Origin of the sequence: Collinsella sp. HCP28S3_E9, assembly GCF_052065455.1 — a bacterium.
Lineage (GTDB): Bacteria > Actinomycetota > Coriobacteriia > Coriobacteriales > Coriobacteriaceae > Collinsella.
The window spans coordinates 1-12,716 of record NZ_JBQHTZ010000021.1; the positions used below are offsets into that span (position 1 = coordinate 1).

10 protein-coding genes, 1 tRNA gene and 1 riboswitch are annotated in these 12,716 nt (G+C 60.5%); of the genes, 2 read left to right on the forward strand and 9 right to left on the reverse strand.

Going from position 1 to position 12,716, the window contains the following annotated elements:
• Nucleotides 1-453 precede the first annotated feature (453 nt).
• A complete protein-coding gene (gene asnB, locus ACTNA2_RS08555) occupies nt 454-2,322 on the forward strand; it encodes an asparagine synthase (glutamine-hydrolyzing) (RefSeq protein ID WP_441049260.1) in 1,869 nt (622 codons plus the stop codon).
• A gap of 57 nt (nt 2,323-2,379) precedes the next feature.
• A tRNA-Val gene (locus ACTNA2_RS08560) sits at nt 2,380-2,455 on the forward strand.
• A gap of 348 nt (nt 2,456-2,803) precedes the next feature.
• Here the strand turns inward: ACTNA2_RS08560 and ACTNA2_RS08565 are convergent.
• The 9 genes from ACTNA2_RS08565 to ACTNA2_RS08605 all read right to left on the reverse strand — a co-directional run bounded on the left by ACTNA2_RS08565 (nt 2,804) and on the right by ACTNA2_RS08605 (nt 12,187).
• The gene (locus ACTNA2_RS08565) at nt 2,804-4,087 is read right to left on the reverse strand and encodes an aminotransferase class III-fold pyridoxal phosphate-dependent enzyme (RefSeq protein WP_441049262.1); all 1,284 of its coding nucleotides are present in this window, start codon (nt 4,085-4,087) and stop codon (nt 2,804-2,806) included.
• A 68-nt stretch (nt 4,088-4,155) separates the two neighbouring features.
• On the reverse strand, nt 4,156-5,136 hold the full coding sequence (gene argB / locus ACTNA2_RS08570; protein ID WP_441049264.1) for an acetylglutamate kinase: 981 nt from the start codon (nt 5,134-5,136) through the stop codon (nt 4,156-4,158).
• An 81-nt stretch (nt 5,137-5,217) separates the two neighbouring features.
• Complete coding sequence (argJ, locus tag ACTNA2_RS08575; RefSeq protein WP_441049266.1) at nt 5,218-6,486, reverse strand: bifunctional glutamate N-acetyltransferase/amino-acid acetyltransferase ArgJ; 1,269 nt, start codon at nt 6,484-6,486, stop codon at nt 5,218-5,220.
• 134 nt (nt 6,487-6,620) lie between these two features.
• Complete coding sequence (gene argC, locus ACTNA2_RS08580) at nt 6,621-7,691, reverse strand: N-acetyl-gamma-glutamyl-phosphate reductase (protein ID WP_441049268.1); 1,071 nt, start codon at nt 7,689-7,691, stop codon at nt 6,621-6,623.
• A gap of 262 nt (nt 7,692-7,953) precedes the next feature.
• On the reverse strand, nt 7,954-8,364 hold the full coding sequence (locus ACTNA2_RS08585; RefSeq protein WP_427718303.1) for a pyridoxamine 5'-phosphate oxidase family protein: 411 nt from the start codon (nt 8,362-8,364) through the stop codon (nt 7,954-7,956).
• Nucleotides 8,365-8,418: 54 nt separating this feature from the next.
• Complete coding sequence (locus ACTNA2_RS08590; RefSeq protein WP_441049270.1) at nt 8,419-8,865, reverse strand: pyridoxamine 5'-phosphate oxidase family protein; 447 nt, start codon at nt 8,863-8,865, stop codon at nt 8,419-8,421.
• A 30-nt stretch (nt 8,866-8,895) separates the two neighbouring features.
• Nucleotides 8,896-9,696 carry an energy-coupling factor transporter transmembrane component T family protein gene (locus ACTNA2_RS08595; RefSeq protein WP_154514805.1) on the reverse strand — a complete coding sequence of 267 codons (801 nt, stop codon included), beginning with the start codon at nt 9,694-9,696 and terminating at the stop codon, nt 8,896-8,898.
• Entirely contained in the window at nt 9,696-11,600 is a 1,905-nt protein-coding gene (locus ACTNA2_RS08600; protein WP_441049272.1) for an energy-coupling factor transporter ATPase, read from the reverse strand. Before ACTNA2_RS08600 ends, ACTNA2_RS08595 begins: the two co-directional genes overlap by 1 nt.
• Entirely contained in the window at nt 11,597-12,187 is a 591-nt protein-coding gene (locus ACTNA2_RS08605; protein WP_441049274.1) for an ECF transporter S component, read from the reverse strand. Before ACTNA2_RS08605 ends, ACTNA2_RS08600 begins: the two co-directional genes overlap by 4 nt.
• Nucleotides 12,188-12,192: 5 nt before the next feature.
• A riboswitch (FMN riboswitch) is annotated at nt 12,193-12,385 on the reverse strand.
• Nucleotides 12,386-12,716: the final 331 nt, after the last annotated feature.

The window sequence follows — 12,716 nt, forward strand, 5'->3', positions numbered from 1 at the left end:
AGTATGATGTCCAGCATCCCGTCCCCGTCTCTTCGATGTTGATGTTTGGCGACATTCATCTTAGGGCGGGGACGGGACATTATTACGTCAACGCTGGTCTAACGGAGAGTTCTCCAAAAACCTCACGGCCACCACGGGCAACATCACACCCTACATTTGCGCCGCACCCTACTATCTGGTTGTGACGATTCCGCTCATCCACGTCGTCGCCAAGGTAGAGCACCGCCTTGCCAAGCGCGGCAAGCGCTAGCCCCTCTCGCGCTCTCGCACACAGTAATCGTCGCAGTCACGGCCCACCGCTTCACCCAACGTGCGGGCCGTGGTTTTTCGGTCCCCTCGGCGCTTATGCCCCATCACGAAGCAAAAGATTGGCATGATAGTAAGGATTGATTGATATCGACTGCTGCAAACCTTGCGGCAGCGCACCTAAGCCGTCAGCAGAAAGGATCTTGCATGTGCGGTTTTGTCGGTTTTACCGGTACAGATGAACAGAGTGAGCTGGTTCTCACGGCCATGATGAATCGCATCATCCATCGCGGGCCGGATATGGGTGGCCAGCACATCGTCGACGACGTCGCCCTCGGCTTCCGCCGTCTTTCGATTCTCGACCTTTCCGAGGCTGGCGCTCAGCCCATGTCGAGCGATGACGGCAAGGTCACCATCGTCTTCAACGGCGAGATCTACAACTTCCAGGAGCTTCGCGCCGAGCTCGAGGCTGCCGGCTACGTCTTCCACTGCAACGCCGACACCGAGGTCCTGGTGCACGGCTACGAGGAGTGGGGCGAGGACCTGGTCAACCGCCTGCGCGGCATGTATGCGTTCGTGATTCACGACCAGAACAGGAACAAGCTCTTCGGCGCCCGTGACATCTTTGGCATCAAGCCGTTCTATTACTACCGGGCCTCCGACGGCTCGCTGCTGTTTGGCTCCGAGATCAAAAGCTTCCTGGACCACCCCAAGTTTGAGAAGGCCGTCAACCGCGACGCGCTGCGTCCCTACCTCACGCTGCAGTTCCCTGCCACGGAGGAGACGTTCTTTAAGGGCGTGTTCAAGCTTGCCCCCGCGCATTGCTTTACGTACGACCTTGCGACCAACACTATGGATATCAAGCGCTACTGGAGCTGCGACTTTACCGATGACAACTCCAAGAGCTTCGAGGAGTACGTGGACGAGTGCGACAAGGTCGTGCACGAGAGCGTTGCCGCGCACCGCATCGCCGATGTTAAAGTTGGCTCGTTCCTCTCCGGCGGCGTCGACTCCAGCTACATTGCCGCCTGCCTCATGCCCGACACCACGTATTCCGTCGGCTTTGACTACAAGAACTTCAACGAGACCAACTACGCCGCCGAGCTTTCCGACAAGCTTGGCATTAAGAACGTGCGCAAGATGATCACCGCCGACGAGTTCTTCGACGCGCTACCCGATATCCAGTACCACATGGACGAGCCGCAATCGAACCTCTCCAGCGTACCGCTGTACTATCTGGCACAGATGGCCGCCGAGGAAGTTACCGTCGTCCTTTCGGGCGAGGGCGCCGACGAGCTGTTTGCCGGCTACGAGTGGTACGAGGACACCCCCGAGATGCGATCCTTCAAGAAGCGCGTGCCGCTCGGCGTGCGCCGTGCCCTGGGCTCGCTCGTTCAGCATCTCCCCTACTTTAAGGGTCACAACTTCCTGACCAAGTGCGCCGAGGTCCCCGAGCGCTGGTACGTGGGCCAGGCAAAGGTGTTCGACCCGTCCGAGGTTGACGAGGTTCTCAAGCCAGCTTACGACACCGGCAAGAACGCCTCCGAAATGTGCGCAGAGTACTACAAGCAGGTCCCCGACTGCTGCGAGCTCTCTAAGAAGCAATATCTGGATATGAACATGTGGCTTCCGGGCGACATCCTGCTCAAGGCAGACAAGATGTGCATGGCACACTCCCTGGAGCTCCGCGTTCCGTTCCTAGACAAAAAGGTCATGGAGTTCGCCGAGCATATTCCCGCCAACTACCGTGTCAACGAAGAGGGCTGCAAGCTTGTCCTGCGCCACGCCGCCAATCGCACGCTGCCCGATGAGTGGGCAACACGCAAGAAGGTTGGCTTCCCGGTGCCAGTTAAGTTCTGGCTGCGCGAGCAGAAATACTACGACTACGTCAAGGAGTACTTCACCGCACCGTGGGCTGCCGATTTCTTTGACACCGATGCGCTCATGAAGCTGCTCGACGATCACTTTGAGGGCCGCGCGCTCAACCAGCGCAAGATCTACACCACGCTGACGTTCCTCATTTGGTACAAGCGCTTCTTTATCGACGAGAACAAGGGCACCGAAGTCTCCGCTTAGATTTCGTTATGAATTAGCGGTGAACCCCGCAGGGTTTCCGCTATACTCAATTCCCGCGGGCGATTGGCGCAACGGTTAGCGCAGGTGCTTTACACGCACAAGGCTGGGGGTTCGAATCCCTCATCGCCCACCACTGAATTGGAAACGGTCCTCGCAAGGGGACCGTTTTTGTTTGCGCCCGGTGCATGGGATTCGAACCCGCAAGGGTGCGGAGCTGAGGAAACGCGAAGCGTTTTCCAGCGCAGCACGCGAGGAGCGGAGCGACGAAGCGGGGCGCGGGCGGCGCCAGCCGCACGCGGACATCCCTCATCGCCCACCACTTGATTGAAAAGGCTCCCAGCGATGGGGGCCTTTCTTTTTTGCACACGGCCTATCCCAGCCATGGTAAATCGATAGCAAAACGGGCTCCAGTTCGCCCAATCGTGCGCCACACGGCACGTGACGGTCTGGAACCCGCTTCAAACTGCTATGCCTGATGGCGCTAAGCTAAAACACCCGCCAGGATCTCGATTAAGCTGTCCACGTCGGCTTCCTCGCACACGAGCGGCGGCAGGAAGCGCAGTGTATGTGCACCTGTAGCGTTAATCACGGCACCAGCCACCAATGCGCGAGCCACAACGTCGTGCGCATCACCCGCAGCATCGTCCAAATCGCAGCCGAGCATTAGGCCGCGACCACGCACCTCGGTAACATGCGGCAGCTTGGCGAGCCTTGCCTCCATATAGGCACCCACCTTGGCGGCATGGTCTGCGTAGTCACCGCGCACAAGCGCGGAGAGCGTCGCGGCACACGCCGCGATGGCCAAGCAGCTGCCGCCGAAGGTCGAACCATGGTCGCCGGGCTTAAAGATGTCAGCGATTTCCTTCTTTGCCACCACGGCACCCATGGGCACGCCGTCGGCGATGCCCTTGGCAAGACTCATGATATCGGGCTCCACACCATAAGTCTGAAACGCGAACGGCTTGCCGGAGCGGAAAATACCACACTGGACCTCGTCGGCGATAAGCACGGCACCCACCTCGTGTGCCAAGTCGCGCGCCGCAGCCATAAACTCCTCGGTCATGGGATGCACACCGCTTTCGCCCTGGATCGGCTCGAGCATCACAGCGCAAATCTCGCTTCCCAACTGCTTAAAGATTGCACGCAGTTCATCTACATCGTTGGGTGTGCATGCCACAAAGCCACCCGGCAGCGGGCGGAAACTGTCCTGCAGCCAATCCTGCATGGTCGCGGCAATGGTCTCGAGCGTACGACCATGAAATCCGCCGCGCATACACACGATGGTGTTGCCACCGTTGCCGGCACGTTTGGCGTACAGACGCGCGAGCTTCATAGAGCCCTCGTTGGCCTCGGCACCGGAATTGGCAAAGAACGTCTCCCACACCTGCTCGCCCGCAGCCGGAGCGCCAAGCGCCGCCGCCGTGGTCTCGTCGCCAGCGGCAATCGCGTCGGCAAGCACGCGCGCACCGTCCGCATCGTCGTTAGCGAGCTTGGACAGCAACGCCGCGACCTGGCCGCGCTGCTCAATGTAGAAGTAGCTGGAGACATGCAGGAGCTTTTTGGCCTGGGCCTCGAGCGCCGAGAGCACCGCCGGATTGCCGTGGCCTAGGCTGCATACGCCAATACCTGCAAGAAAATCGAGATATTCGCGACCATCGTCGCCGGTGAGCTTCATGCCGTGGCCCTCGACAAACTCGACCGGCGAGCGGCCAAAGGTTTGCATAACGTAGTGGGATTCGAGCGATTGTTGAGCTGCAAGTGACATGAGATGCCTTTCGTTAAGCGCCAGGTGGCGCGGACTGTGGGTGTAACGGTGTGACGATTTCTAACCAGCTAGACCGTCTGGAGCTTCTCGACCTCGTCGAGGTTCTCGGTCAGGCGCGCCGCAAAGGTCGAAAGCGGGTGCGGATGCGTATCAAATTCGTAGGCCGTCTCGGTAGAGTGGATCACGGTGCCGACGCCGGCATCGGTCAGCAGCTCCAGGAGCAGCGAATGCGGCGTGGTACCGTTAATGATGTGAGCGCGAAATACGCCGCCGACAAGCGCATCGACGGCCGCGCGCAGTTTGGGAATCATGCCCTTATCGACCTCGCCACCGTAGAGCATCTCATTAACCTCGTCGAGCGTTAGGTTGGAGATGAGCGAGTCTTTATCGCTAAAGTCCTTGTACAGGCCGTCGACGTCGGTCGAAAAGATCGCCTTGTGCGCGTGGAGCGCCGCCGCAACGGCACCGGCGGCGGTGTCGGCGTTGATATTGAAGAAGCCACCGTCCTCCCCCGCCGCGACGGTAGCGATGACGGGAATATACTCGCTATCGAGCAAGTTCTCGATGTAGTCGGTGTTGACATGCGTCACTTTGCCCACGCGTCCGAGCTCGGGGTCGAGCGGCTCGGCGATGAGCGTGCCGGCGTCGCTGCCCGATACGCCCACGGCCAAGTTACCGTGGTGGTTGATTGCCGCCACCAGCTCTTGGTTAACCTTGCCGCCCAGCACCTCGCGCACGATATCCATGGTCGCCGGCGTGGTCACGCGCTGACCGTTCTTAAACTCGACGGGCATATCGTAATGGCTCAGCGCCTCGTTGATGGCTTTACCACCGCCATGCACGATGACGGGGCGCATGCCGATAATCTTGAGCAAAACGATGTCGCTCATCACGTCGCGACGTAGTTGCTCGTCTACCATGGCGGCCCCGCCATACTTGATAACGACCGTCTTGCCGGTCAGGTTTTTAATCCACGGCAGCGCTTCGAACAGCAGCTGCGCAGTTGCTTCGTTGGATTCGCTCGAACGACAATCGCGTGCGAATTTCATAATCTGCCTCGTCTTTCGTATCGTTATCGCGCTGTGCTCCGCTGCCCGCAATCGCGGCGAGATGCGCAGCGTGCCTGGAATCTAGGAGCGGTAGTCACCATTGATTGAGATGTACTCGTGCGTGAGGTCACAGGTCCACACGGTCGTTGCCGCGTCGCCTGCGCCCAGGTCGGCCGAAATCACGATCTCGGGCGCCTCAAAACGTCGCAGGGCCTCGTCCTCGTCAAAAGGAACAGTCAGGCCCTCGCGGCAGACGGGCAAGCCCATCATGTCGATGGAAACGTCTTCCTGATTAAACTTTACGCCGCACTTGCCAAGCGCCATGGCAACGCGACCCCAATTGCAGTCGTGGCCAGCGATGCAGGTCTTGACGAGCGGCGAGTTGGCGACGGCGCGGGCGGCGATATCGGCTTCCTCGTCGTTGGCGGCGCCGGTGACGTTAACCGTCACGAGCTTTGACGCACCCTCGCCATCGGCCGCGATGTTACGCGCCAGGCTCTCGCACACCTCGTGCACGGCAAAGGCCAGCTCGTCAAAGGCGTCAGTGCCCTCGACGATGGCCTCGGCATCCGCGGCGGCAGCGGCAGAAGCCAGCATGATACAGGTGTCGTTGGTCGAGGTATCGGAATCGACCGTCACTTTATTAAAGGTCTGTTTAACGGTCGAGAGCAGTAGGGTGTGGAGCGCCGCCGACTCGACGGGGGCATCGGTAGTAATGACCGCGATCATGGTGGCCATATTGGGCATGATCATGCCCGATCCCTTGCACATGCCGCCCACCGTATAAACGTTGCCCACATGGCCCACAGCCTCACTGCGGTAGCGAACGGCATACTCCTTGGAATGCGTATCGGTCGTCATGATGGCACGGGCTGCATCGGCGCCGCCATGGACAGAGAGTGCCTCGTAGGCGGACGGAATTGCCGTCTCAAACGTGTCAATCGGCAGAATCTGTCCGATCACGCCCGTGGAGGCAACTAAAATCTGTTGGGGTTCACAGCCAATGACCTGCGAGGCGATATTGCACGTCTCGCGCGCACAGGCAAGGCCGGTCTCGCCCGTGGCGGCGTTCGCGTTGCCGGAGTTGATTGAAACACCGGCGATGATGCCATAGCCCTTGTCCGTACCGCCCAGGTTGGCACGGCTCACCTGCACGGGCGCCGCACAAAAGCGGTTAGTCGTAAACACGCCGGCCCCGGGACAGGGCCTATCGGGCACAACGAGCGCAAAGTCCAGGCGCTCGGGATTCTTGCGGAATCCGGCATGGATGCCCGCCGCCTTAAAGCCGGCTGCCGCCGTTACGCCGCCCTCTACGGCACGAATCTTGATATCGAACTGCTCAGCATTCATCGTCTTTACGACTCCTTATGTCAAACAAAAAATGGGCATCGGTTGGTGCGCCATGCCAGCCACAATCATGAGACCAGCTTAAAAGTGGCGCCAAACTCGATACCCGACTACCAAATCGTTAATAATCGAATGTGCTACACCGGGCACGCCACTGTGGGCAAGCCTCGTCGCTCGTCAAAACCAAAGACGATGTTGGCGCACTGGACCGCTTGGCCCGCAGCGCCCTTGCACAAATTGTCGATGGCGCCCGTCGCCACCAGCACGCCCGCACGCTTGTTGAGCGCAAGGCCGATCTGGGCGGCATTGGTACCGACAACCGAAGCCGTCTTGGGCTGCTGGCCGGCATCGAGCACGCGCACAAAGGTACGACCGGCGTAGAACTTCTTGTAATGGTCGACGGCATCCTCAAGAGTCAGCGCTTCGGGAGCCTGCGTTGCGAGCGGCAGCGTCACCGTAGAGAGCAGGCCGCGCTTGAGCGGTGCCAGGTGCGGAGTAAAGACGACGCGATCGGTAAGGCCCAGAATTTGCTCGATTTCTGGCGTATGGCGATGTTTGCCTACGCCATAGGCCTCCAGATTCTCGTCCGCGCTGCAAAAATGGGTGCGGGTGTTGCACGACTTACCGGCACCCGTCACGCCACTGATGGCGTCGACGACTACGGGGCCGCTCTGGGCCACCCAGCCCGCACGCACGGCAGGCGCGGCAGCAAGACTCGTTGCGGTGGGATAGCAACCGGCGCAGGCGACCAGCACGGGTCTGCCAGCGGCATGGCTGGAAGCAGCGGTCTCTAAGTCCTGGCAGAACAACTCGGGCAGACCGAAGGCACGTGTCTTGAGCAACTCGGGGCTCGTGTGCTCGGCGGCATACCATGTCTCAAAGACGGACGCGTCGCTCAGACGGTAATCGGCCGAAAGATCAAAGCAAGAGACACCCGACGCAAGCAGAGCAGGCACCTGTGCCATGGCAGCCGTGTGCGGCACGGCGAGAAAAACCGCATCGCAGCTCTTGAGTTCAGGGGCGTCATGCGTGGTGAAAACCAGATCGCTCACGCCAGCAAAGCTCGGATACACCGCGGACAGCAGCTGGCCGGCATCGGCGTTGGACGTAATGGCAACAAGTTCAAACTCGGGATGGCCGAGCACGAGGCGAATAAGCTCGGCGCCGGCATATCCAGCCGCGCCGACGATTCCAACCTTTAAAGACATATCGGACTCCTTGTCTGCGGTCTTATGCGTCATTGCGCATTCCGCAGCCGTCGTTATGAGGTAGGTTGAAACTTTAGCACCCGAGAATGCATATTTACGCAAATAATTTGTGTCTTCATGCATTGAAACATACCCGACACATTCGTTTGAAAGAATTGACAAAAATAAGCGAGCTCTGCATTAGCCGCAGCGCATCATGCTGCTGGCCAATGCGGAGCCCACCTTATACGGAATACCAAGCTTAAGGGTCGCCCAGAGCAGCCTAGAGCTCGACCGGAACCCATTCGTCGTGATTGCAGATAAAAGCCTCGGGGTCCTCGACGCTAAAGAAGACGAGCGTGGGATCGTTAGGCCCCTCATAGTGCTCGCTCAAGCGCTCAAGATGCTTCCACCCGGCCTCGCGCATTTCATCCGAAGCCCGGTCGTCCAGACCCGCACGTCCGCGCAGGATCAACCAACCATGGCCCGGCCACCAACTCGTGGCCTCAAAGCGCTGGTTTTGCAGCAGCTCTTGCCACACATCTTTGGTGCGCGCCGTTACAAACCACAGTTTGCCGTCCTGAATCTGCGCAAACGAGAACGGACGCACATGCGGCTGCCCGTCCACGCTCGTCGCTAGGTACCACGCCGGCACCGACGTCAGATACTCCAGCACCGTATTCAATCCGTCCACGTTTCCTCCTGTCATCTGACCAGTCTTTTTGGAATGGGCAGCTAATTTGGGAAATTAAAGCTCGAGGAGCTCTTCGCTGCCGTCGATATCGCAGAACCGCGCGGCGATGTTGAGGACCGAGAAGAACGCAAGGCGGCCATCGTTGGCACTATCGTGTTGCTCGCCAATGCCCACCATGTGCTTAAAGCCCGTCTGGCGCACCTTGTCACTCACGAATGCATCGTCCTCGAGTGCGGCCTCGCCAGTTAACACGATCCAGCACTCCCCCGGCTTCCAGCCCGATACCTCAAACTTGGGATTCTTACTCAACTCCGCCCACACGTCCTTGTCGCGCGACGTGCAAAACCACAGCTTGTCGTTATCGACCATGGCAAACGAAAACGGCCTCACGCGGGGCTGATGCCCGTCGTTTGCATCGGTCGTGGCAAGATACCACGCCGGAATGCGTCTGAGATACGAGCAGACGCGCTCGAGCTGAGCCGTGCGATCGATGTCGGTCATAGAGACCCCTTTCTTGCGCTCGAATCGAGCTTAGACGAGTTGAAGATTGATAACGACAACGCATGCCACCAGCAGCGCCATCGCCACCGCGGCCAGTGCATCCCCGCGGCCAAACGTAAGCGCATGCAGACGCGTGCGTCCCCGCTCGCCGTGATAGCAGCGCGCATCCATGGCGGCCGAAAGCGTCTCGGCATGACGGAACACGCCAGTAAACAGCGGAATCGCCACACTGCCGAGCATGCGCACGCCACCGAGCGGACCGCCCGTCACGCGCGCGCCACGGCTTGCCTGTGCATCGGCCGTCTGTTTCATCTCGGTGGCAAATTGTGGCATAAACCGCAGTGCGATACCCATAATCATGCCGAGCTCGTGCGCCGGAAGCCCCACGCGCGCGAATGGTGCGAGCAGGCGCTCAAAACCCGCGGTGAGGTCGAGCGTCGGCGTGGTGAGCGTAATGGCGCTCATGCCGGCCATCATCATCGTCAGGCGACACGCCATAAACGTCGCAGAACGCAGCGAGCCCTCGCTCACCTGCAAAAAGCCAAACTGCCACAGGATGCGGCCACTCTGATCGGAAAACAGGTTGAGCACCGCGACCACCACGACAATCGCCAGCAGTGGTGCCATCGACGATAGGACCCGACGCAACGGAACCCGGGCCGCGACATAGACCAGCACGACAAAAATTGCGATCGGAACCAGCCCGCGGAAGCTGCCGACGGTGAGCGCAGTGATCAGAAATGCGAAACCTAGGAGCAACTTAGTGCGCGGATCCAGGCGATGCACTGCGCTTTCCCCCGGATAGTAGCTGCCAAATGAGAATGCCTCCATTAGCAGCCCTCCTCTTGCGTGGCCATCTTGGAACCAGCCTGACGCGACGCCCTCAAAGGTCCGTCCGCGCAGCCTAGCAGCATGCCGGCCAACTCGTCGGCCAGCGACTCAACCGTATAAAGCTTGTCGCAGCGGAGCGGCACACCGGCTTGCACGAGCGACAATGCCATGCGCTGCGCAGCGGGAACGCCCAAACCGATCGATTTGAGCTCGTTCGCGTGCGCAAAAACCTGTGCGGGCGTTCCATCGGCGAACACCGCGCCCTCGTTCATCACAACGATACGGTCACAACAATTTGCCAGGTCATCCATGCTGTGCGAAACCATGACAACGGTCAGGCCCTCACGATGGAGCCGATCGATGAGCTCCAGGAAATCCCTGCGCGCAGCCGGATCGAGCCCCGCCATGGGCTCGTCGAGCACCAGGACCTCGGGCTCCATGGCAAGCACGCCGGCAAACGCCACGCGGCGCTGCTGACCGCCCGAAAGCTCAAAGGGGCTCTTGTCGCCTATCGCGGCAAGGTCGAGGCCCACGCGCGCAAGCGATGTTGCGACACGGCGAACAACCTCGTCTTGCGGCAGGCCAAGGTTGCGCGGGCCAAACGCCACGTCCTGCGCCACGGTCTCGGCAAATAGCTGGCGCTCGGGATACTGAAACACCACGCCGACCTTGGCCTTAACCGCGGCGGCGCCTTTCTTGCTTGATAGGTCGAGCCCCAGTGCGCAAACGCTCCCCTCCTGTGGACGAATCAGCCCGTTGAGATGCTGAACCAGCGTTGATTTACCCGAGCCGGTATGACCCGCCAGGCCCAGAAACTCGCCGCGACGCACCGTCAGCGAAACATCACGTAGCGCCCAGGGGCTGTTTGGATCGTTGCCCCAAAGAGCCTGTTTGCCCGATGCGCCCACAGTGGTCGAGCGCTTGCGCCATCGGCGGCGCTCGCGGGCGCTCAGCGAGTAACTATGCGAGAGGTGCGAAATCTCGATGACGGGCTCCGACGCGACCATCCCGTCGGCTGCAGAGGATGCATGGTCAAGCACCCGAGAATCGGATGCGGAGGGCCGCCCAGCGACGTCCGCCCCGCTCCACTCAGCATAAACCTGTGCAATCTCGGCGACCATATCCGCCTCACGCACCTGCGCGCAAACGGGTACGCCCTTCTCGCGGAGTGCCCTGCCTAGACAGCACGACGCCGGCATATCCAGGTTGAGCTGGGCAAGTTCGTCCGCCCGCGTCAAGATTTCCTCGGGCGCACCGAGCATGGCAACGCGCCCCGCCCGAAACACCGCGACACGATCGGCCTCGGCGGCCTCTTCCATAAAGTGCGTAATCATCACGATGGTCATGCCGCGATCGTGCAACGCGCGGCAAACCTTCATGAGGCCCTTACGTCCACGCGGATCGAGCATCGAGGAAGCCTCGTCCAATATGAGCACACGCGGTTCCATGGCGAGCACGCCGGCAAGCGCCACGCGCTGCTTTTGGCCGCCCGAAAGTGCATGGGTCTCGTGGCGCTCAAAGCCCACCAGGCCCACACCCTGCAGCGCCTCGCGTACGCGCTGCGCAATTTGCGCCGATGGCACGCCAAGGTTTTCGGGACCAAACGCAACGTCATCTTCGACAAGCGTTGCCACCAGCTGATCATCGGGATTCTGGAACACCATGCCCGCGGTCGAGCGGATGTCGTAGACCAGCTCGGGATCGGACGCGTCCATGCCGTTGATACGCACCGTTCCTGCATCGGGCTGCAGCAGCGCATTCAGATGCTTGGCAAACGTCGACTTGCCCGACCCATTGCCGCCGAGGATGCAGAAAAACTCGCCATCCTCGATGTTCAGATCGATACCGTCGAGTGCCGGCGTGACACCGTCATAGCTAAAGGAAACGCCTCGACAATCAATCATGCGCGGCCTTTGACCTGGTTCTTTTTAGGCGTGATGAGGTTGGAGACCGCCTTGTACACTGCAAGCGTGAGCACCGAGTTGAGCACGGTCTTGATAAGGTTGAACGGCAGCACGGCAGGAACCATGAGCGGAACGATCGCATCGACCGAGCCATACCAGAACCATACGCCAATGGTAAGGTTTGCGACCATAGACAGCGCCGTAGCGGCAATGACGCCGAACACCAGGCCAATCACGGCACCCTTATAGGTATGCATCTTCTGGTAGACGATAGCCGCGGGCAGAATGTAGCCCAGCGTGGCAACCAGGTTCATAAGCGCACCGACCCAGTCACCCGTGGTAAGCGCGTGAATAACGATAGCCATAGCGGCAACAGCAGTACCGGCGCCGGGACCATACGCAAAACCGCACACCATCGCCGGCACCAGCGACGGGTCGTAGGTCAAAAACGGCGCCGAAGGAAGGATGGGCAGCTGCACGTACATAAACAGGGCGCCCAAGGCGCACATCAGCGCCATGGTAACGAGCTGTTTGGTGCTCCACCTATTCGTGTTCTCAAAATGGATATGCTGCGACTGTTCAGACATAAGATCACCTGCCTCTTTCATCCGGACTCTAACCGTTGGTACTGGGATCTCACCAGTTCAGCCGGCATGCGAACCAACGCACGCACAGGTCGCGGACTCATCGGCTCGGACGCAGGTACCTCGCCTGCGCCACGGCGCCCCTCTGGCACCGTCCGATTTACCGCCAGTGGGGAATTTCACCCCGCCCTGAAACAGCAATTCCAAGTCTAGCACGGGCAGGCTTTCGCGCAAGTACGCCAAAGGTAATTTGTGGTGGGGATCAGTTGCCGCAACAACCACGTTCCCCACCCTCCCCAAAGTAACGCGCTTTTCGCGGCAAAGCCGCGAAACAGCGTCCGGGATACGTATCCCCAACAACCACGTCCTTCTCCGCGAGCCGACTTCAAGGCCGTAAACGCAGGGGATCCGGGGGGGGGGGGGGGGGGGGGGGGGGGGGGGGGGGGGGGGGGGGGGGGGGGGGGGGGGGGGGCCGGCGGGGGGCGCGGGGCGGGGGGGCGCGGGGGGGCGGGCGCGGCCGGCGGCGCGTCCG